The sequence below is a fragment of the Streptomyces sp. NPDC005648 genome, assembly GCF_040605395.1.
Lineage (GTDB): Bacteria > Actinomycetota > Actinomycetes > Streptomycetales > Streptomycetaceae > Streptomyces.
Map to the genome: position 1 here is coordinate 1 of NZ_JBEXCS010000039.1, position 20,912 is coordinate 20,912.

Annotated in this window: 18 protein-coding genes and 2 pseudogenes; 13 read left to right on the forward strand and 7 right to left on the reverse strand. The window is 70.3% G+C overall.

Annotated elements, in window-relative coordinates; genetic code table 11:
• Both ABZT17_RS22510 and ABZT17_RS22515 read left to right on the forward strand, forming a co-directional pair.
• A pseudogene (locus ABZT17_RS22510) lies at nt 1–400 on the forward strand (histidinol-phosphatase); the annotation flags it as partial.
• Between the two features lie 35 nt (nt 401–435).
• On the forward strand, nt 436–1,269 hold the full coding sequence (locus ABZT17_RS22515; RefSeq protein ID WP_356351323.1) for a PaaX family transcriptional regulator C-terminal domain-containing protein: 834 nt from the start codon (nt 436–438) through the stop codon (nt 1,267–1,269).
• On the opposite strand, the gene ABZT17_RS22520 is transcribed toward ABZT17_RS22515, so the two are convergent.
• Genes ABZT17_RS22520 through ABZT17_RS22535 form a run of 4 tightly spaced genes read right to left on the reverse strand, consistent with a single transcriptional unit; the run spans nt 1,260 to nt 5,057 of the window.
• Nucleotides 1,260–1,715 carry a MaoC family dehydratase gene (locus ABZT17_RS22520; protein ID WP_356351324.1) on the reverse strand — a complete coding sequence of 152 codons (456 nt, stop codon included), beginning with the start codon at nt 1,713–1,715 and terminating at the stop codon, nt 1,260–1,262. The genes ABZT17_RS22515 and ABZT17_RS22520 overlap by 10 nt on opposite strands.
• A gap of 27 nt (nt 1,716–1,742) precedes the next feature.
• Complete coding sequence (locus ABZT17_RS22525; protein ID WP_356351325.1) at nt 1,743–3,242, reverse strand: long-chain fatty acid--CoA ligase; 1,500 nt, start codon at nt 3,240–3,242, stop codon at nt 1,743–1,745.
• A gap of 10 nt (nt 3,243–3,252) precedes the next feature.
• Nucleotides 3,253–4,128, reverse strand: coding sequence for an amidohydrolase family protein (locus ABZT17_RS22530; RefSeq protein ID WP_356351326.1), 876 nt, complete (start codon nt 4,126–4,128; stop codon nt 3,253–3,255).
• An 11-nt stretch (nt 4,129–4,139) separates the two neighbouring features.
• Complete coding sequence (locus ABZT17_RS22535; protein ID WP_356351327.1) at nt 4,140–5,057, reverse strand: SDR family oxidoreductase; 918 nt, start codon at nt 5,055–5,057, stop codon at nt 4,140–4,142.
• A gap of 211 nt (nt 5,058–5,268) precedes the next feature.
• On the opposite strand from ABZT17_RS22535, the gene ABZT17_RS22540 reads away from it, so the two are divergent.
• Entirely contained in the window at nt 5,269–5,694 is a 426-nt protein-coding gene (locus tag ABZT17_RS22540) for a MarR family transcriptional regulator (RefSeq protein WP_356351328.1), read from the forward strand.
• Nucleotides 5,694–6,452, forward strand: coding sequence for an IclR family transcriptional regulator (locus tag ABZT17_RS22545; RefSeq protein ID WP_356351330.1), 759 nt, complete (start codon nt 5,694–5,696; stop codon nt 6,450–6,452). The genes ABZT17_RS22540 and ABZT17_RS22545 overlap by 1 nt, the downstream gene beginning before the upstream one ends.
• A gap of 152 nt (nt 6,453–6,604) precedes the next feature.
• Here ABZT17_RS22545 and ABZT17_RS22550 read toward each other — a convergent pair whose 3' ends face one another.
• Together ABZT17_RS22550 and ABZT17_RS22555 are read right to left on the reverse strand one after the other, a co-directional pair.
• Complete coding sequence (locus tag ABZT17_RS22550) at nt 6,605–7,012, reverse strand: VOC family protein (RefSeq protein ID WP_356351331.1); 408 nt, start codon at nt 7,010–7,012, stop codon at nt 6,605–6,607.
• Nucleotides 7,013–7,371: 359 nt separating this feature from the next.
• A pseudogene (locus ABZT17_RS22555) lies at nt 7,372–7,726 on the reverse strand (FAD/NAD(P)-binding protein); the annotation flags it as partial.
• Between the two features lie 244 nt (nt 7,727–7,970).
• Between ABZT17_RS22555 and ABZT17_RS22560 the strand changes: the two are divergent.
• A complete protein-coding gene (locus ABZT17_RS22560) occupies nt 7,971–9,206 on the forward strand; it encodes an Ig-like domain-containing protein (RefSeq protein ID WP_356351408.1) in 1,236 nt (411 codons plus the stop codon).
• 160 nt (nt 9,207–9,366) lie between these two features.
• Entirely contained in the window at nt 9,367–10,764 is a 1,398-nt protein-coding gene (locus tag ABZT17_RS22565; protein ID WP_356351333.1) for a glycoside hydrolase family 16 protein, read from the forward strand.
• Nucleotides 10,765–10,878: 114 nt separating this feature from the next.
• Here the strand turns inward: ABZT17_RS22565 and ABZT17_RS22570 are convergent, their stop codons facing one another.
• A complete protein-coding gene (locus tag ABZT17_RS22570) occupies nt 10,879–11,784 on the reverse strand; it encodes an AraC family transcriptional regulator (RefSeq protein WP_356351334.1) in 906 nt (301 codons plus the stop codon).
• A gap of 155 nt (nt 11,785–11,939) precedes the next feature.
• Between ABZT17_RS22570 and tkt the strand changes: the two genes are divergently transcribed.
• The 7 genes from tkt to ABZT17_RS22605 are packed head-to-tail and all read left to right on the forward strand — an operon-like array spanning nt 11,940 to nt 20,797.
• Complete coding sequence (gene tkt / locus ABZT17_RS22575) at nt 11,940–14,033, forward strand: transketolase (protein ID WP_356351335.1); 2,094 nt, start codon at nt 11,940–11,942, stop codon at nt 14,031–14,033.
• A gap of 19 nt (nt 14,034–14,052) precedes the next feature.
• Nucleotides 14,053–15,198, forward strand: coding sequence for a transaldolase (gene tal, locus ABZT17_RS22580; protein ID WP_356351337.1), 1,146 nt, complete (start codon nt 14,053–14,055; stop codon nt 15,196–15,198).
• Nucleotides 15,195–16,730, forward strand: coding sequence for a glucose-6-phosphate dehydrogenase (gene zwf, locus ABZT17_RS22585; RefSeq protein ID WP_356351339.1), 1,536 nt, complete (start codon nt 15,195–15,197; stop codon nt 16,728–16,730). The genes tal and zwf overlap by 4 nt, the downstream gene beginning before the upstream one ends.
• Nucleotides 16,727–17,659, forward strand: coding sequence for a glucose-6-phosphate dehydrogenase assembly protein OpcA (opcA, locus tag ABZT17_RS22590; RefSeq protein ID WP_356351341.1), 933 nt, complete (start codon nt 16,727–16,729; stop codon nt 17,657–17,659). The genes zwf and opcA overlap by 4 nt, the downstream gene beginning before the upstream one ends.
• A complete protein-coding gene (gene pgi, locus ABZT17_RS22595; RefSeq protein WP_356351342.1) occupies nt 17,652–19,319 on the forward strand; it encodes a glucose-6-phosphate isomerase in 1,668 nt (555 codons plus the stop codon). The genes opcA and pgi overlap by 8 nt, the downstream gene beginning before the upstream one ends.
• 1 nt (nt 19,320) lies before the next feature.
• Nucleotides 19,321–20,196 (forward strand): phosphogluconate dehydrogenase (NAD(+)-dependent, decarboxylating), encoded by an 876-nt coding sequence (gene gnd / locus ABZT17_RS22600; protein ID WP_356351344.1) that lies wholly within the window; start codon nt 19,321–19,323, stop codon nt 20,194–20,196.
• A gap of 7 nt (nt 20,197–20,203) precedes the next feature.
• Nucleotides 20,204–20,797 (forward strand): histidine phosphatase family protein, encoded by a 594-nt coding sequence (locus ABZT17_RS22605; protein ID WP_356351345.1) that lies wholly within the window; start codon nt 20,204–20,206, stop codon nt 20,795–20,797.
• Nucleotides 20,798–20,912 lie beyond the last annotated feature (115 nt).

Genomic DNA, 20,912 nt, shown 5'->3' on the forward strand with positions numbered 1-20,912 from the left:
GGGCGAGAGGATCACGCTGTACGTCACCGTCACGACCGCCAGCCGCGCCAACCCCCAGGGCATCCTGCCCCAGTTGGCGCACCTGGACGTCATCCGGGGCGCGGTGCGCGGTCCGGTGAGCGACCTCGACACCTGGAAGGCGCCGGACACCAGGGTCGTACAGACGAAGGACGTGTCGGGGCGGAAGGGGACGTACACCCTGCGTATCCCGCTGACCGCCGGGGACGAGTCCTTCTACGTCCGGCTGCGCGGCAGCGACGGCAACCGGCACGGTGCCGGCTACCTCGGCGCCTCGGTCGACCCCCACGGGCCGGTCCCCCACGAGCCCGGGAACGGTGACCCGTGGGCGGACACGTGGTTCTACTCCAACCCCGTCTTCGTGGATGTGGCGGGCGGCTGAGCGGCGCTGATCGATGACGTCGTACCGTGGGCCGCATGAACGGTGAGGAATCGTCCTTGCGGCCCCAGTCCCTGCTGCTCACCTTCCTGGGCGACCAGGTGCTGGGACGGGACGTCTGTGTGTACTCGGGCAGTGTCATCGACGTGTTCGAGCGGGCGGGGGTGGGCGAGCAGGCGACGCGGTCGACCCTGACCCGGATGGTCAAGCGGGACCTGCTGCGCCGCCAGCGCGAGGGCCGCCGGATGTACTTCGGGCTCACCGAGCACTCCACGGCGGTCCTGCGCGACGGCGAGCGGCGCATCTGGCAGACCGGTGCCGTCAACCGGGACTGGGACGGCACCTGGACCCTGCTCGGTTTCTCGCTGCCGGAGTCCTGGCAGCGCCAGCGCCACGACCTGCGCTCCAAGCTGACCTGGAGCGGTTTCGGCCCGCTGTTCAGCGGGCTGTGGCTGGCCCCCGGCGAGGTCGACGTCTCGGAGCTGGTCTCCGAGCTGGGTCTGTCGGCCCATGTGAAGGTCTTCCGCGCGCACGCCGACGCCGGCACGGACATCGGCGCGATGATCGAGGAGACCTGGGACCTGTCCGAACTGGGCGCCGGCTACCAGGAGTTCGTGCGCCGCTGGCAGCCCTGGCAGACCGCCACCGCGGCTCCCGAGGACGCCCTGGCCCGCCGGCTCGTCCTTCAGGCGGAGTGGTTGCGGACCATCCGCCGTGACCCCCGTCTGCCGGTGAAGCACCTGCCCGACGACTGGCCGGCGGAGCAGGCGGAGAAGACGTTCCGCGCGGTGTACGACCAGCTCACACCGCCCGCCCGGGACGCCGCCGAACGCCTTCTCGACCTGGTGCCGGTCCGCGCCGATCAGGCGTAGAAGCGGGACAGGCTCTGCAGTACCGCGGCCGGCTTGGCGGCGCCCTCGATCTCGATGGTGCCGTCGACGGTGATCTGGACGCCGCCCGGGACGTCCTCGACGGCCGCGAGCCCGGCGACCAGGCGGATCTTGGAGCCGACCTTCACCGGGGAGGGGAAACGCACCTTGTTGAGGCCGTAGTTGACCTTCGTGGTGACGCCTTGGACGTCGAGCAGTTCGGTGAAGAGGGGGATGAAGAGGGAGAGCGTGAGGTATCCGTGGGCGATGGGGGCGCCGAAGGGGCCCTCGGCGGCCTTCTCCGGGTCCACGTGGATCCACTGGTGGTCGCCGGTGGCGTCGGCGAAGGTGTTGATGCGCTCCTGGGTGATCTCGATCCATTCGCTGGTGCCCAGGTCGCTGCCCGCGAGCTTCTTCAGTTCGTCGATGCCGTTGACGGTGACGCTCATGAGTGGTGTGTTCCTTAAGGGAGTCGGTCAGTTCCCGAAGCGCTTGCGCACGCGGGACTTGAGGAGCTTTCCGGAGGCGGTGCGCGGGAGTTCCTCCGCGAGGACCACCGACTTCGGGATCTTGTACTTGGCGAGACGCCCGGCGAGCGAGGCCAGTACCTCGTCGGGGTCGACCGAGGCGCCCTCGCGGGGGACGACGACCGCCCGCGGCACCTCGCCCCACTTGTCGTCGGGTACGCCGATGACCGCGCACTCGACGATGTCGGGATGCCCGAGGAGCAGGTCCTCGATCTCGGCCGGGTAGATGTTCTCGCCGCCGGAGATGATCATGTCCTTGATGCGGTCGACGATATGGACGTATCCGTCCTCGTCGAGCCGGGCCGCGTCCCCGCTGCGGAACCAGCCGTCGGCGAAGGAGGCGGCCGTCTCCTCGGGCAGCCCCCAGTAGCCGGGCATGACATGCGGCCCGCGGACCACGACCTCACCGGTCTCGCCGACGTCGACCGGGGTGAAGTCCGGCCGTACGACCCGCACATCGGTGAAGAAGTGCGGCACCCCCGCCGACCCCGCCTTGCTGATCGCGTGTTCCGCGTCCAGGAAGAGGGTGCCGGGAGAGGCCTCCGTCATGCCGTAGCCCTGGAGGAAGGTCAGGCCCCGCTCCTGGTACGCGGCGATCAGCGGGGTCGAGACCGGGGAGCCGCCGCAGGTCAGGATGCGCAGGGAGGACAGGTCGGCGCCGGGCCAGCGCGGATGCCTGGCCACCTGCTCGAACATCGTCGGCACCCCGAACATGAAGGTGATCCGGTGCTGTTCGATCAGGTCGAAGGTCGCGTTCGGGTCGAAGGACTCGACCAGGACGCAGGTGCCGCCCTTCAGCAGGACCGGGAGCGTCAGCATGTTCAGGCCCGCCGTGTGGAACAACGGCGCGGAGACCAGGGCGCGTTCGTCGGCGATCAGGTCGGTGTCGACCAGGACGTTGATCGCGTTCCACGTCAGGTTGCCGTGCGTGAGCATGGCGCCCTTGGGGCGGCCGGTCGTCCCCGAGGTGTACATGATGATGCAGGTGTCGTCCGGGACGACCGGCTCGTCGATCGGTTCGCTCCCCGCGGACGCCACCGCCTCCTCGTATTCGGCGCCCACCTCGATGTACGCCCGGACGTCGGTGTTGCCGGGCAGCCCCGCGACCAGGCCGGCGTGCGAGGGGCCGTAGACGAGAACCTTCGCGCCCGAGTCGGCGAGCTGGAAGGCGATCTCCGGGCCCGCGAGACGGGTGTTGAGCGGGACGAAGACGGCGCCGAGCGTGCCGGCGGCGAAGAGCGTCTCCAGATAGGAGGGGTGGTTCGGGCCGAGGTAGGCGATGCGGTCGCCGCGCCGGACGCCCCGTGCGCGCAGGGCGTGGGCGAGGCGGGTGGTGCGGTCGTACAGCCGCGCGTACGTGAGCGAGGTGCCGCCGTGGATCAGGGCGGTGCGGTGCGGGGTCTTGCGGGCCCGGCGTGCGGGCCACGACCCCAGTCCCTCGTTGCGCATCTGGGGCCCCTTACGGCTTGGTCAGCCCGAGCAGACGGGCGGCGTTCTCCTTGAGGATTTTCGGCTTGACCTCGTCCTTGACCGGCAGCTTCTCGAAGTCGGCGAGCCAGCGGTCGGGGGTCAGGACGGGGAAGTCGGAGCCGAAGAGGACCTTGTCCTTGAGCAGCGTGTTCGCGTACTGCACGAGCTGCGGCGGGAAGTACTTCGGCGACCAGCCGGACAGGTCGATGTGCACGCCCGGCTTGTGGGTGGCCACGGCGAGGGCCTCGTCCTGCCAGGGGAAGGACGGGTGCGCCAGGATGATCTTCAGATGCGGGAAGTCGGCGGCCACGTCGTCCACGTGGAGGGGGTTGGAGTACTTCAGGCGGATGCCTCCGCCGCCCGGGACCCCGGCGCCGATGCCCGTCTGACCCGTGTGGAAGAGGGCGATGGTGCCCGTCTCCTCGATCACCTCGTACAGGTCGTACGCCACCGAGCGGTCGTTGGGGAAGAAGCCCTGGATGCTCGGGTGGAACTTGAAGCCCCTGACCCCGTACTCCTCGACCAGGCGGCGGGCCTGCTTCACGCCCGCCTTCCCGCGGAAGGGGTCGATGGAGGCGAAGGGGATCAGCACGTCGGAGTTGGCGGCGGCGGCCTCGGCGACCTCCTCGTTCGGGACGGGCGCGGTGCCGGTCGCGGACTCGGCGTCCACGGTGAAGATCACGGCGGCCATCTTCCGCTCGCGGTAGTAGGCGGCCGTCTCCTCCAGGGTCGGCTTCCGCTTGCCCTCGACCTTGAAGTAGGCGGAGGAGGCGTCGTGGAGGTCGTCGTCCAGCGAGGAGTGGCCCTTGGAGGACACCTCCGCGTGGGTGTGGACGTCGATGGCGACCAGGTCGTCGACGTTCATCGAGGGAGCCATCATGCCTCCGGGAGCTTGGGCGCCGGGATACCGACCGACTGGAGCTCGGCACCGACCGAGGTGGGGAAGGCGTCGGCGAGGGACTCGGGACTCCAGCCGCCGTCGGCGTACGCCGTCTTGATCTCCTGCGGATGCGACCAGAGTGCCACCTTGTCGCCGCCGATGCCGATGGCCTGGCCGGTGATGCCCCGGGCGGCCTCGGAGGCGAGGAACGGCACCAGAGCGGCGCAGTCCTCGGGGGTGCCGAAGCCCTCGCCCTTGCGGAGGAAGTCCGGGAGCGGCTCGCCGTTCCTCATGGCCTCGATGTACGGGGCGAAGGCGGGGATGGTCTCGGTCATCGCGGTCGCGGCGACCGGGACGATCGCGTTGACGGTGATGTTCGCGCGGCCCAGCTCCATGGACCAGGTGCGGGCGAAAGCGGCGATGCCGGCCTTGGCGGCGGCGTAGTTCGTCTGCCCGAAGTTGCCGCGCTGGCCGGCCGGGGAGCCGACGAGGATCAGCGTGCCGCCCTCGCCCTGCTCGCGCATACGGACGGCGGCGGCGCGTGCGCAGGTGAAGGTGCCCTTGAGGTGGGTGCCGATCACCGCGTCGAAGTCGTCGTCGGTCATCTTCCACAGCACCTTGTCGCGCAGGATGCCCGCGTTGGTGACCAGGACGTCCAGCCGGCCGAACTCCTCCACGGCACGGTTCACCAGGCGCTCGGCGGCCTCGGTCGTGCCGACCGGGACGACCTCGGCGACGGCCCTGCCCCCCGCCTCGGTGATGGACTTCACGGCCGCCTCGGCCACGGCCTCGTCGACGTCGTTGACGACCACGGCGGCGCCGTGGGCGGCGAGGGCCTGCGCGTAGGCGAGGCCGAGGCCCCGGCCGCTGCCGGTGACGACGGCGACCTTGCCGGAGAGATCGATGCTGGGCACGAGCGGGTCCCTTCACATGGACATGGGGTGCGGCTGCGAGATCGAAGCTAAGAGCAATAATTGTTGACGTCAATAGTTGTTGTCGACCCACGGGTGGGACATGCTGGAATCCGTACGACGCACTTCCCCCTCCGGGGCCGACACCAGGGAGCCCGCCATCACCCGCCAGCACGCAACGAACGCAGCCCCGATCGACGCGGACGAGCCTTGGATGCGCGGGCTGCACGCGGACACGGGTTACCTGCTGTACCGCCTGGGCCTGCGCTCCGGGCAGCTCTTCAACACGTTTCTGCAGGAGTCCGGAGTGCGCCTTCGGCACTACGCGGTGCTGCGCTTCCTGGCCACCTCCGACGGCGCCCTCCAGCGTGAGCTGAGCACCCGGCTCGGCTACGACCCGAGCGCCATCGTCGGCCTCGTCGACGACCTGGAGAAGCTGGGCTTCGCCGAACGCCGCCCCTCCCCCGACGACCGCCGCAGCCGGATCGTCGCCCTGACCGAGGACGGCCGCGCCTTCCTGCGGGACACCGACGAGGCGGGTCTGCGGGTGACCAACGAACTGCTGGACCCGCTGGACCCGGCCGAGAAGGACGCGCTGCACGCGCTGCTGCTGCGCATCGCGGAGGACGGACTGGCCTGATGACCGCCCGCTCCGCACCCGACCGGCTGCTCGCCGTGCTCGCCGCGTTCGACCACGAGCATCCGGCGCTGTGCCTCACCGACATCAGCCGGCGGGCGGGGCTGACCCTGACCACCGCGCACCGGCTGGTCGCCGCCCTCACCGAGTGGGGTGCCCTGGAGCGGGACGAGTCCGGCGTCTACCACGTGGGACTCCGGCTGTGGGAGGTCGCGGCGCTCGCCCCGCGCGGGCTGGCCCTGCGCCAGATCGCGCTGCCGTACCTGGAGGACCTGTACGAGGCGACCCACGAGAACGTGCAGCTCGCGGTGCGCGACGGCGGCGAGGTCGTCTACATCGAGTGGCTGTCGGGTCGCTCGGCCGTCGGCGTACACATCCGGGTCGGCGCACGCTGGCCGCTGCACGCCACCGGGGTCGGCCTCGCCCTGCTCGCGCACTCCGACGCCGAGTTCCAGGACGAGTACTGCGCCGGCCCCCTCGCCCCCTTCACCCCGTACACGGTCACCGACGGGGGCCGGCTGCGCCGCATGCTGGCCGACGTACGGCGCACGGGCGTCGCGGTCAGCGACCGCCAGATCACCGCCGACGCCCTCTCGGTGGCGGCCCCCGTCCGCGGACCGGCCGGCACGGTCGTCGCCGCCGTGTCGGTGGTGGTGCCCCAGACCGACGCCCAGGTACCGGTACTGATCCCCGCGGTACGCCTCGCGGCACGCGGGATATCGCGGGCGCTGGGGTGGCGGCCGGCGAAGGAGACGCCGTAGGACGTCTCCGGGGCGCTCCGGGCCGTCCGCTCCCCACGCACCGGGAAGCGATGAGGCTGGCCGACGAGTAGCCTCGGCACCCCTCGGGGACGACCTGGTCGCACGCCGTGCCGGTGGTCGTGGCCGGTGCCTTCCTCAGCGAGCACCCGGGCTCACTGGCCGTCCAGCTCTTCGAAGAGGGTGAGCTGGAGGGAACCCGGCGCTTCCAGGCGGGAGTTGAGGGAGTTCCACGGGGTGCGGGTCGGCTCCGCGAGGACCTCGGCACCCGCCGCGGCCAGCCGGGCCGTCACGGCGGTGGAGTCGTCGACCTGGAAGGCGACGCGGAGATGGCCGGCGACGCGGTGGCCCACCTCGACCTCGTCGATGAAGTCGGCGTGGTTCGGGTCGGTCAGCTCCAGCGTGGCACGGCCCGCTTCGAGGATGGTGACCCGGCCGTCGGGAGAGGAGAACGCGGCGCGCTCCGGCAGCCCGAGGACGTCACGGTAGAAGCGCAGGGCCTCGTCGTAGTCGGGTGCCGTGACGACCAGGCGGAGTTCACGGACAGCGGGTTCCTCGGACACTCGGCACTCCTCGAAGATCGCGGGCACTGACCCGGTCAACCTCCGCGGGGAGCGCAACGATTCCCGCCTCCCCCACGGGAATGAGCCGGGCCGCCACCTCACCCGTGCGGCCCGGGCCCGTGGACCGCTCCCTTCGGCGATCCGCCGGGCCCCTGGCCGACCGGAGTCCGAGGCGGCCCACCGAACCGTCCCCGACCCTGCCGCGGCCGCCCGGCGATCGGTCGCGACGCCTCCCGTGGCGCTGCGGCCCTCAGGCCGGCAGGCCGGCCCGCATCCGCCGGTCCCGCGGCGCCTCCTTCCGGTCCAACCGCGCGTCCAGCAGCACCCGCGCCGCTTCACAACGCCCCGCCGCCACCAGTGCGGACGATCGCCCGGGCGAGGGTGTCGGCGAGGTAGGCGCCGTAGCGGTAGCGGGTGGCGAAGTCGGCGGCCCGGACGGTGGGTTCGCCGTGGCGGCAGAGCCGGCGGGTGAAGTGGCCGGGATCGTCGGGGTAGCAACTCATGCCGCCCGCCGGGACGTTGAGACGATGGCGCGGGTCGGGGGTGGCGTAGGCGACACCCCGGCCGGCCTCCGGGGCCGGATCGATCAGGACCACGTCGAGCGGTGTCCGGCGGCGCGTCGCCGTCTCGCAGAGTTGGACGGCGGTGAGGGTGCCCGCCGCGCCCGCTCCGACGACGGACGGCCACGGTGCGTCGCTCGCGGACTTCGGTCACGTATGCCTCCGGCGATGGTCGGCCGTTCCCCGGCTCCGGGCTGCTCCGGACCGCTTCGAGCCGCTCCGAGTGGTCGTTCATACTCTGATCGCAAATCCGGGGACCGGGACAACCGTGGTTTCTGGCCTTCTCATCGTGAGTCCTCACAGGAATCTCAGGAATCGACCCGGAAATTCAAAGGATCAACAAATCTGCGCGGCGCAGGATGCACCAGGAAAAGGTGGACATCCCAGAAAGGCCTGCCGTGGGCGTCTCGCACATATCGAACCGGTCCGAGCAGTCGCGGAAGTGGTCCCGGCGCGGGCTGCTCGGCGTTCTCGGCGGGGTTCCGGCCGCCGTCGCGCTGACAGGGTGCAGCGGTTCGGCGGGGGCCTCGGAGGGCGCGACGGAGCCCGGCACGTCCCCGAAGGCCGCCGTGAGCAGGAAGCCGGCCATCTCGGTCACGCCCGCCGACGGCGCCAGGAAGGCGGACTTCTCCCGCCCCGTCGAGGTCACCGTGACCGACGGCACGCTCGCCTCGGTGAAGGTGACCGGCAACGACGGCTCCACACTGGCCGGTTCGCTCAACGCCGCGAAGACGAGGTGGACTTCGAGCGGGAACCCCTACTCCGGCACGAAGTACACGGTCTCGGCCACGGCCGAGGGTGCCTCGGCACGGACCTCGACCTTCACCACCAGGTCCCCGGGCGAGACCTTCGTCGGCTACTTCACGCCGGAAGCGGACTCGACGTCGGGCGTGGGCATGCCCGTCTCGATCAACTTCACCCACGCCGTGAAGGACCGGGCCGCCGTCCAGAAGGCCATCACCGTCACCGCCGAGCCGGCCGTCGAGGTCGTCGGCCACTGGTTCGGCGACACCCGCCTCGACTTCCGCCCGCAGACCTACTGGGCCTCCGGCACGAAGATCACCCTCAGTCTGCGGCTGAAGGACGTCGAGGGCACCGACGGCGTCTACGGCGTCCAGCACAAGGACGTCACCTTCCACATCGGCCGCTCCCAGATCAGCACGGTCGATCTGGCCACCAAGGAGATGGTGGTCGAGCGGGACGGCGAGAGGCTCGCCACCTACCCGGTCTCCGGCGGCGACGCCCAGCACACCACCTGGTCCGGGATCATGGTGATCAGCGAGCGCTTCAAGCAGACCCGCATGGAGTCCTCGACGGTCGGGCTCGGCGACGAGTACGACATCCCCGACGTCCCGCACGCCCAGCGCCTGACCACGTCCGGCACCTTCGTGCACGGCAACTACTGGGCGTCCACCGCGGTGTTCGGCCACGAGAACACCAGCCACGGCTGTGTCGGCCTGCACGACGCGAAGGGGGCCGACGACACCTCCGTGGCCGGCTTCAAGTTCTACGACTCCTCGATGCTCGGCGACGTCGTCGTCAGGAACTCCGGCGAGAAGACGGTCGATCCGGCCAACGGTCTCAACGGCTGGAACCTGTCGTGGACCCAGTGGAAGGCGGGCAGCGCGGTTTAGCCCGTTTGCACCGTTCAGGTGGTGAACTTCCGCGCTCCGAAAGGACTTTCCTTGCTTTAACTCTTGACGGCCTCGGTGACGGAGAGCACATTGGGCCCACTTTGAGAGCGCTCTCAATGGCCCCCGCAGCCAGACACCCCGTACCCGAGAGGCACCCCTCATGAGTGACACCTCCGGCATACACCGCAGACGACGCCCGCTCGGCCGGGCGCTCGTCGCCGCTCTCGGCACCCTCGCGCTCGCCGCGGTCGCCGCCCTGGCCGGCGTCCCGTCCGCCAGCGCGTCCGCCCCCACGCCCCCGGCCGGCTGGACCCAGGTCTTCGCCGACGACTTCAACGGCGCGGCCGGCACCGGCGTCAACACCTCCAACTGGCTCTACGACACCGGCACCTCGTACCCCGGCGGACCCGCGGGCTGGGGTACCGGCGAGGTCGAATCGATGACCAGCGGCACCGGCAACGTCGCGCTCGACGGCAGCGGCGATCTGAGGATCACGCCGGTCCGGGACGCGTCCGGCAACTGGACCTCGGGCCGTATCGAGACCCAGCGGACCGACTTCCAGCCCCCCGCGGGCGGCAAGCTGCGTGTCGAGGCACGTATCCAGATGCCGAACGTCACCGGGAACGCGGCCGCCGGCTACTGGCCCGCGTTCTGGATGCTGGGCGCGCCCTACCGCGGCAACTACCAGAACTGGCCGAGCGTCGGCGAGCTGGACATCATGGAGAACGTCAACGGCATCAACAAGACATGGGCGACCATGCACTGCGGCACCGGCTCGGGCGGTCCCTGCAACGAGACGACGGGCCTGGGCAATTCGACGGCCTGCCCCAACACGACCTGCCAGTCCGGCTTCCACACCTACACCATGGAGTGGGACCGCTCGGTCAGCCCCGAGGCGATCCGCTTCTACGTCGACGGCGTCAACTACCAGACCGTGACGGCCAGTCAGGTGGATGCAACCACCTGGGCCAATGCCACGAACCACGGTTTCTTCGTCATCCTGAACGTGGCGATGGGCGGCGCCTTCCCGGCGGCGTTCGGCGGCGGCCCGACCAGCGCCACGGAGTCCGGTCACCCGATGCTCGTGGACTACGTCCAGGTGCTGTCGTCCAGCGGGAGCGGTACCACGACCCCTCCGTCCGGCAACCGTGACGCCTACAGCGCCATCCAGGCCGAGTCGTACGACAGCCAGTCCGGCACCACCACGGAGACCACCACCGACACCGGCGGCGGCTCGGACCTCGGCTACCTCGCGGGCGGCGACTGGGCCCTGTACAAGGGCGTCAACTTCGGCTCCACGGCGGCCACCCAGTTCTACGCCCGGGTGGCGAGCGGTGCCGCGAGCGGGGTGAGCGGACTGGTCCAGGTCCGCCTCGACAGCCAGACCGCCACCCCCATCGGCAGTTTCTCCGTCGCCAACACGGGCGGCTGGCAGACCTGGCAGACGGTCCCGGCCAACATCAGTTCGGTGACCGGCACCCATGACGTCTATCTGACGTTCAGCAGCGGCCAGCCGGCCGACTTCGTGAACGTCAACTGGTTCGACTTCGGCCACTGAGCGAGGAGCCGGCGGCGCCGGGCGGCTCGACCTTCACGTACGGGTCGGCCCCTGGCGCCGTCGGCATGACGACTCCCGGCTCGCGCCGGGGCCCGGTCCCCGCGTGCGGCCGAGTCAGCGCAGCTCCGCCCGGAACGCGGCCGGCGTCCGGTCCGTGTGCTGGTGGAAGAACTTGGAGAAGTTCGCCGCGTCCGGAAAGCCGATCGCCGCGCCCACGCGGCCGATCGGCATGTCCGTGTGGGCGAGGAGGCGCTTGGCCTCCAGGACGACCCGTTTGTCGATGAAGCCCTTGGGGGTCTCGCCGGTGGCGGCGCGGACCGCGCGGACGAGGGTGCGGCGGGAGTAGCCGAGGGAGTCGGCGTAGGCGCTGACGCTGTGGTTGGTGGCGAAGTTCTTCTCCACCGCGTCCCGGAAGAGGGTGAAGGTGGTGTCCGCCTGGCGGCGGGCCGCCTCGGCCGAACTGGCGGCCAGATGGGCGAGGCGGAGCAGGAACGCCGTGAGGGAGTGGCGCAGGACCGCCGTGTGGAGGCTCAGCGGGAGGGTCGTGGTGTCCTCGTACTCCCGCTGGAGCTGGGTGAGGGCCGCCTTCAGGCCCGCCAGCTGGAGTCCGTCGGGGCGCAGCAGGGGCGGCAGGTCGTAGCGGTAGAGGCCGGTCGCCTCCACCGTCGCCCGGGGCAGAAAGCCCGGCTGCATGGTCAGGACGGTTCCGCGGTACTCGCTCGTCTTCGAGAAGCGGTGGACCTGACCGGGGCGGATCCAGAGCAGGTCGCCGGCGTCCGCCTCGTACTCGGCGAAGTCGATCATGTGGCGGACGGGGCCCGCGTCGAAGAGCATCACGACATGGAAGTCGATGCGGTGGACACGCAGAAGGGGGGCGTCGGCGTGCCAGGTGCGGTTCGTGCCCATCGGGCCCGCCTGCATGCCCACCCCCCACACGCTCAGCTCGACAGGGAAGGGGAACGTTCTGATCCCGTCCATGCCTGCTTCACCGTCTCCGCCTTGGATGGTTCTGTCCGCCATGTCCCTCTCACGCCGCCCAGCCGGTGCTCTCGTTGTCCCACTTTCACCACAGGCTGGCACACGACGACCTTCCCCAGTAAAAGTCAGATTTTTAAGGTTGAACGCAACAACGCCGAAACAATCGAAATACCGCTGCGAACGAGGACTTCTTGAAGATGAGTACGCAGACACCGGACAGCTTCGAATGGACCGAACTCGACCGCCGGGCTGTCGACACCGCCCGTCTGCTCGCGGCCGACGCCGTACAGAAGGTGGGCAACGGCCACCCGGGCACCGCGATGAGCCTTGCCCCCGCCGCGTACACGATCTTTCAGAAGGTGATGCGTCACGATCCGGCGGACCCCGAGTGGACCGGCCGGGACCGTTTCGTCCTCTCCCCCGGCCACACCTCGCTGACCCTCTACACCCAGCTGTTCCTCTCCGGGTACGAGGTGGAGCTGGACGACCTGAAGGCGTTCCGCACCCGCGGCTCCAGGACGCCGGGGCACCCCGAGTACGGGCACACCGCCGGTGTCGAGACCACCACCGGTCCGCTCGGCCAGGGCGCCGCCAACGCCGTGGGAATGGCGATGGCCGCCCGCTACGAGCGCGGCCTGTTCGACCCCGAGGCCCCCGAGGGCACCTCCCCCTTCGACCACACCATCTGGGCGATCGTCTCCGACGGCGACCTGGAGGAGGGCGTCTCCGCGGAGGCCTCCTCCCTGGCCGGCCATCAGAAGCTCGGCAATCTGGTCTTCCTCTACGACGACAACCACATCTCCATCGAGGGCGACACCGCGACCGCGTTCTCCGAGGACGTCCTGAAGCGGTACGAGGCCTACGGCTGGCATGTGCAGCGCGTCGAGCCCTCGCTCGGCGGCGACATCGACGTACCGGCCCTCCACGCGGCCCTGAGGGCGGCGCAGGCCGAGACCGGGCGGCCCTCCATCATCGCGATGCGCACGATCATCGCCTGGCCCGCCCCGAACGCGCAGAACACCGAGGCCGCCCACGGCTCCGCGCTCGGCGCCGCCGAGATCGCCGCCACCAAACGCCTCCTCGGCTTCGACCCCGACCAGTCCTTCCAGGTCGACGCCGATGTGCTGGCCCACACCCGCGAGGCCCTCGACCGCGGTGCCGAGGCGCACGCGGCCTGGGACAAGCAGCTCGACAAGTGGCGCGGCGCCAACCCCGAGCGCGCCGAGCTGTTCGACCGGATCGTGGCCGGGCAGCTGCCCGAGGGCTGGGAGTCCGTGGTCCCCGTCTTCGAGGAGGGCAAGTCGGTCGCCACCCGCGCCGCCTCCGGCAAGGTGCTCCAGGCGCTGGGTGCCGTACTGCCCGAGCTGTGGGGCGGCTCCGCCGACCTCGCCGGCTCGAACAACACCACCATCGACAAGACCTCGTCCTTCCTGCCGAAGGGCAACCCGCTGCCCGGGGCCGACCCGTACGGCCGTACCGTCCACTTCGGCATCCGCGAGTTCTCGATGGCCGCCGAGATGAACGGCATCGCCCTGCACGGCAACACCCGTGTCTACGGCGGTACGTTCCTGGTGTTCTCCGACTACATGCGCAACGCGGTGCGGATGTCGGCGCTCATGCAGCTCCCGGTGACCTACGTCTGGACCCATGACTCCATCGGGCTCGGCGAGGACGGGCCGACCCACCAGCCGGTCGAGCACCTCGCCTCGCTGCGCGCCATCCCGGGCCTGAACGTGGTCCGCCCGGCCGACGCCAACGAGACCGCCATCGCCTGGGCCGAGATCCTCAGGCGCCACGCCACCGACCCGGCCCCGCACGGCCTCGCGCTGACCCGTCAGGGCGTGCCGACGTACGCGCCCGACCCGGACGCGGCGAAGGGCGGTTACATCCTCCGGGAGTCCTCGAAGCCGACCCCGGACGTCGTCCTGATCGCCACCGGCTCCGAGGTCCAGCTCGCCGTCGCCGCACGGGAGCAGCTGGAGGCCGAGGGGATCGGCACCCGGGTCGTGTCGATGCCGTCCGTGGAGTGGTTCGAGGAGCAGCCGCGGGAGTACCGCGAGCGGGTTCTTCCGCCTTCGGTCAAGGCCCGCGTTGCGGTGGAGGCGGGCATCGGCCTGACGTGGTACCGCTTCACAGGTGACGCAGGACGCATTGTCTCCCTCGAACACTTCGGCGCCTCCGCCGACGCCAGGATCCTGTTCGCCGAGTTCGGCTTCACCCCCGAGAACGTCGCCGCCGCCGCCAAGGCTTCACTTGACGCAGTCAAGGACCTGGCCGCCGCCCGCGGTTGATCCGATCGCCAGAAAGAAGATGATGAAAGTGACCGAAGCAACCGCGACCGCGGAAGCCCTCAAGCGCCTCAGCGACGAAGGCGTCTCCATCTGGCTGGACGACCTGTCGCGACGGCGCATCGAGTCCGGCAACCTCGCCGAACTCGTCGCGAACCGGCACGTGGTCGGCGTCACCACCAACCCGTCGATCTTCCAGGCCGCCATCGGCTCCGGCGAGGGCTACGAGGAGCAGCTCGCCGACCTGGCCGCGCGGGGCGTCACGGTCGAGGAGGCCGTGCGGATGATGACCACCGCCGACGTCCGCGCCGCCGCCGACGTCCTGCGGCCCGTGTACGACGCGACCGGCGGCCGGGACGGCCGGGTCTCCATCGAGGTCGACCCGCGCCTGGCCCACCACACCAAGGCCACGATCGCCGAGGCCAAGCAGCTCGCCTGGCTCGTCGACCGCCCGAACGTCATGATCAAGATCCCGGCGACGAAGGCCGGCCTCCCGGCGATCACCGAGGTCATCGGCCTCGGCATCAGCGTCAACGTCACGCTGATCTTCTCCCTGGAGCGCTACCGCGAGGTCATGGACGCCTACCTGGCCGGCCTGGAGAAGGCACGGGCCAAGGGACTCGACCTGGGCACCATCCACTCCGTGGCCTCCTTCTTCGTCTCCCGCGTCGACTCCGAGATCGACAAGCGGCTGGGCGCCCTCAGCTCCCCCGAGGCGTCCACCCTCAAGGGCAGGGCCGCGCTGGCGAACGCGCGTCTGGCGTACGAGGCCTACGAAGAGGTCTTCGCCGGTGAGCGCTGGACCGCCCTGGCCGGCGCCGGCGCCCACAGGCAGCGCCCCCTGTGGGCCTCCACCGGTGTGAAGGACCCGGCTTACAAGGACACGCTGTACGTGGCCGAGCTGGTGGCCCCCGGGACCGTCAACACCATGCCGGAGGCCACCCTCGACGCCACCGCCGACCACGGCGAGATCACCGGCGACACGGTGACCGGCGGCTACGCCCAGGCCCGTGCCGACCTGGCCGCCGTGGAGGCGCTCGGCATCTCCTACGACGAGGTCGTGCAGCAGCTCGAGGACGAGGGCGTCGCCAAGTTCGAGGTGGCCTGGCAGGACCTGCTGGACGCCGTGACGAAGTCGCTCGACAGCAAGGGAGCTGACGCGGAATGACCACCGCCTCCGACTGGACGAACCCGCTCCGCGACGAGCGCGACCGGCGGCTGCCCCGTATCGCCGGCCCGTCCGGGCTCGTCATCTTCGGCGTCACCGGCGACCTGTCCCGCAAGAAGCTGATGCCGGCCGTCTACGACCTCGCCAACCGCGGCATGCTGCCGCCGGGCTTCTCGCTCGTCGGGTTCGCCCGCCGGGACTGGGAGGACGAGGACTTCGCGCAGATCGTGCACGACTCGGTGCGCGAGCACGCGCGCACCGAGTTCCGTGAGGAGGTCTGGCAGCAGCTCGCCGAGGGGATGCGGTTCATCCCGGGCGACTTCGACGACGACACCGCGTTCGACCAGCTGCGCCGGACCGTCGACGACCTGGACAAGGCACGCGGTACGAGCGGCAACTACGCCTTCTATCTCTCCGTACCGCCGAAGTTCTTCCCCAAGGTCGTCCAGCAGCTGAAGAAGCACGGTCTCGCGGACGCGCCCGAGGGGTCCTGGCGGCGTGCCGTCATCGAGAAGCCCTTCGGACGCGACCTGGCCAGCGCCCGGGAGCTGAACGCGCTGGTGCACGACGTGTTCGAGCCGGACCAGGTGTTCCGGATCGACCACTACCTCGGCAAGGAGACCGTCCAGAACATCCTGGCGCTCCGCTTCGCCAACCAGATGTACGAGCCCATCTGGAACCGGTCGTACGTCGACCACGTCCAGATCACCATGGCCGAGGACATCGGCATCGGCGGCCGGGCCGGCTACTACGACGGCATCGGCGCCGCCCGTGACGTCATCCAGAACCATCTGCTGCAGCTGATGGCGCTCACCGCCATGGAGGAGCCCGCCGCCTTCGACGCCGAGTCGCTGCTCACCGAGAAGCTGAAGGTCCTGCGGGCCGTGAAGCTGCCGCAGGACCTGGGCCGGCACACCGTGCGCGGGCAGTACGCGGGCGCCTGGCAGGGCGGCGAGCAGGTGCTCGGCTATCTGGAGGAGGACGGCATCGACCCGGCCTCCACCACGGACACGTACGCCGCCATCAAGGTGAACGTCGACAACCGGCGCTGGGCGGGCGTGCCCTTCTACCTCCGCACCGGAAAGCGCCTCGGGCGCCGGGTCACCGAGATCGCGGTCGTCTTCCAGACCGCCCCGCACTCCCCCTTCGACTCCACGGCCACCGAGGAGCTGGGCAAGAACGCGATCGTCATCCGCGTCCAGCCGGACGAGGGCATGACGGTCCGGTTCGGGTCCAAGGTGCCGGGCACCTCGATGGAGATCCGGGACGTCACGATGGACTTCGCGTACGGCGAGTCCTTCACCGAGTCCAGCCCGGAGGCGTACGAGCGCCTCATCCTGGATGTGCTGCTCGGCGACGCCAACCTTTTCCCCCGTCACCAGGAAGTGGAAGAGTCCTGGAAGATCCTCGACCCGATCGAGGAGTACTGGGCGAAGAACGGCAAGCCGGCGCAGTACGCCTCGGGTACATGGGGACCCGAGGAAGCCGACGAGATGCTCGCACGAGACGGACGGAGCTGGCGCAGGCCATGAAGATCGACCTGACCGACACCACGGCAAGCAAGATCAACAAGGCGCTGGTGCAGGGTCGCCGCGCCATCGGCACCCCCGCCGTGGGCATGGTCCTGACGATGGTCATCGTCACGGACGAGGAGAACGCCTACGACGCGATCAAGGCGGCCGAGGAGGCCTCGCACGAGCACCCCTCGCGCACCCTGGTCGTCATCAAGCGGCACGCCCGCACCCCGCGCGACCGCATGGCCTCCAAGCTGGACGCCGAGGTCCGGGTGGGCGCCGACGCGGGAACCGGCGAGACCGTCGTCCTGCGCACCTACGGCGAGGTGTCCGACCACGCCGACTCGGTCGTCCTGCCGCTGCTGCTGCCGGACGCCCCGGTGGTGGTGTGGTGGCCGGTGGACGCGCCCGAGGTGCCGTCCAAGGACCCGCTGGGCGCGCTCGCACAGCGCAGGATCACCGACCTGTACGCCGTCGAGAACCCCCTCGAAGCCCTGGAGACCCGGGTGCGCTCCTACGCGCCCGGTGACACCGACCTCGCCTGGACCCGGCTGACGCCGTGGCGCTCGATGCTGGCCGCCGCGCTCGACCAGGCCCGTGCCCAGATCATCTCGGGCGCGGTGGAGGCCGAGGCGGAGAACCCGGCCGCCGAGCTGCTGGCACGCTGGCTGGAGGCACGGCTGAACGTGCGGATCGACCGGGTGGTCACCGCCGGTCCGGTCGTCACCGCGGTGCGCCTGGGCACCGCCGACGGCGAGATCGTCATCGACCGCCCCGAGGGCCCGCTGGCCACGCTCTCCCTGCCCGGCCAGCCCTCGCGCACCCTGGCACTCAAGGTCCGCACCACCTCCGAACTCATCGCCGAGGAACTCCGCCGCCTCGACGCCGACGAGATGTACGCCGTCGCGCTGCGGGGCGAGGGCAGCAAGGAGACCGTCGATGTCTGACTCACCCCAGCTGACCCGGCGTCCCGAGTGGACGGCGCTGGAGGAGCACCGCGAGTCCGCGCTGCGACGGCCGCGGCTGCGTGAGCTGTTCGCGGCGGACCCCTCCCGCGCGGAGCGCTACGTCGTACGCGTGGGCGATCTGCGCATCGACTACTCCAAGCACCTGATCAACGACGAGACCCTGCGGCTGCTGCGTGAACTGGCCGCCGCCACCGATGTGTTCGGGCTGCGCGACGCCATGTTCCGCGGCGAGAGGATCAACGTCACCGAGGACCGGGCGGTGCTGCACACCGCGCTGCGGGCCCCCCGGGACGCGGTGATCGAGGTCGACGGCGAGAACGTCGTGCCAGGTGTGCACGCCGTTCTCGACAAGATGAGCGACTTCGCGAACCGGGTCCGCTCCGGTGAGTGGACCGGTCACACCGGGCGGCGCATCAGGAACGTCGTCAACATCGGCATCGGCGGCTCGGACCTCGGTCCGGCGATGGCGTACGAGGCGCTGCGGACCTTCGCGGCACGGGAGTTGACCTTCCGCTTCGTGTCGAACGTGGACGGCTCCGACCTCCACGAGGCCGTGCGCGACCTCGACCCGGCGGAGACGCTGTTCATCGTCGCGTCCAAGACGTTCACCACGATCGAGACGATCACCAACGCGACGTCGGCGCGGTCCTGGCTGCTGAACGGCCCGCGTGGCCTCGGCGAGGAGAAGGCGGTCGCCCGGCACTTCGTGGCGCTGTCGACCAACGCCGGGAAGGTCACCGAGTTCGGTATCGACCCGGACAACATGTTCGAGTTCTGGGACTGGGTCGGCGGCCGCTACTCCTTCGACTCGGCCATCGGCCTGTCCCTGATGATCGCCATCGGCCCGGACCGGTTCCGGGAGCTGCTCGACGGCTTCCGTATCGTCGACGAGCACTTCCGGAACGCGCCCGCCGAGGACAACGCCCCGCTGATCCTGGGCCTGTTGGGCGTCTGGTACGGCAACTTCCACGACGCCCAGTCGCACGCCGTGCTGCCGTACTCGCACTACCTCTCCAAGTTCACGGCATATCTGCAGCAGCTGGACATGGAGTCCAACGGCAAGTCGGTGCAGCGTGACGGGCGTCCCGTGGAGTGGCAGACCGGACCGGTGGTGTGGGGCACGCCCGGCACCAACGGCCAGCACGCCTACTACCAGTTGATCCACCAGGGCACCAAGCTGATCCCGGCGGACCTGATCGGCTTCGCCCGGCCGGCGGCCGAACTCAGCGACGAACTCAAGGCGCAGCACGACCTGTTGATGGCCAACCTGTTCGCCCAGGGCCAGGCGCTGGCCTTCGGCAAGACCGCGGACGAGGTGCGCGCGGAGGGCGTGCCCGAGGAGCAGGTGCCCCACCGCACCTTCCAGGGCAACCACCCCACGACCACCATCCTGGCCCGCGAGCTGACCCCGTCGGTCCTCGGTCAGCTGATCGCCCTCTACGAGCACAAGGTGTTCGTCCAGGGCGCGATCTGGAACATCGACTCCTTCGACCAGTGGGGTGTCGAGCTCGGCAAGGTCCTCGCCAAGCGCGTCGAACCCGCCCTGACCGAAGGCGCCGACGTCCCCGGTCTCGACCCGTCCACCACCGCCCTCGTGGCCGCGTACCGCGAACTCAAGAACGCATCGGAAGTGAACTGACATGCAGCTCGGTCTGATTGGTCTCGGCAAGATGGGCGGCAACATGCGCGAGCGGATCCGCCGCGCCGGCCACACCGTCATCGGCTACGACCGCAATCCCGACCTCTCCGACGCGGCGAGCCTCGCCGAGCTCGTCGACAAGCTCGAAGCCCCGCGCGTGATCTGGGTGATGGTCCCGGCCGGCGGGCCGACCCAGTCCGTCGTCGACGAGCTCGGCGGTCTCCTCTCCCCCGGTGACACCGTCGTGGACGGCGGCAACTCCCGCTGGTCGGACGACGAGAAGCACGCCGAGGAGCTGGGTGCCAAGGGCATCGGCTTCGTCGACGCCGGCGTCTCCGGCGGTGTGTGGGGCCTGCAGAACGGCTACGCGCTGATGGTCGGCGGCGACAAGGAGCACGTCGAGCGGCTCAAGCCGATCTTCGAGGCGCTCAAGCCGGAGGGCCCGTACGGCTATGTCCACGCCGGCAAGGTCGGCGCCGGGCACTTCTCGAAGATGGTCCACAACGGCATCGAGTACGCCATGATGCAGGCGTACGCCGAGGGCTGGGAGCTGCTGGAGAAGGTCGACTCGGTCGACAGCGTCCGCGAGGTCTTCCGGTCCTGGCAGGAGGGCACGGTCATCCGTTCCTGGCTGCTGGACCTGGCGGTCAACGCCCTCGACGAGGACGAGCACCTCGACAAGCTGAAGGGCTTCGCGCAGGACTCCGGTGAGGGCCGCTGGACGGTCGAGGCGGCCGTCGACAACGCCGTCCCGCTGCCGACGATCACGGCCTCCCTCTTCGCGCGGTTCGCCTCCCGGCAGGACGACTCCCCGCAGATGAAGATGATCGCGGCGCTGCGCAACCAGTTCGGCGGGCACGCCGTCGAGTCGAAGTAGGTCCGTCGTGGGGGACCTTCTCCTGGTCCGCCACGGCGAGACGGAGTGGAGCGTGTCGGGCCAGCACACCAGCTGGACCGACCTGCCCCTCACCCAGCACGGTGAGGAGCAGGCCAAGTCCCTCGCTCCACTCCTCTCGCAGCGGACCTACGCACTCGCGCTGACCAGCCCGCTCGGCCGGGCGATACGCACCGCCGAACTCGCCGGCATCACCGGCACCACTGTCGAACCCGACCTGCACGAGTGGGACTACGGCGCCTACGAGGGCATCACGACGGTGGAGATCCACCGCAGCCGCCCGCACTGGGACCTGTGGCTGCACGGGGTCCCGCCGGGTCCCGAGGGACATCCGGGCGAGTCCCCGGCCGAGGTCGGCGACCGGGCCGACCGGGTACTGGCCCGCGTCGACGCGGCCCTCTCCAACCGCACCGGCGATGTGGTCCTCGTCGCCCACGCCCACTTCCTGCGCGTCCTGACCGCACGCAGACTGGGCCTGCCGCCCGCCGAGGGACGGCTGTTCCAGCTGTCGACCGGCACGGTCAGCCGGCTGTCGACCGAACACGGACGGCCGGTCATCGCAGAATGGAACACCAGGGCGTAGCCGGGCACCGCGACCCGGACCGCGATCGTCGAAGGAGCAGGTGAAGGGGAGTTGCCGGACCAGTCGGCACAAGTCCGCCGCCGTCACGCGCAGTTGTGCGACTAGAGTCGCGCTT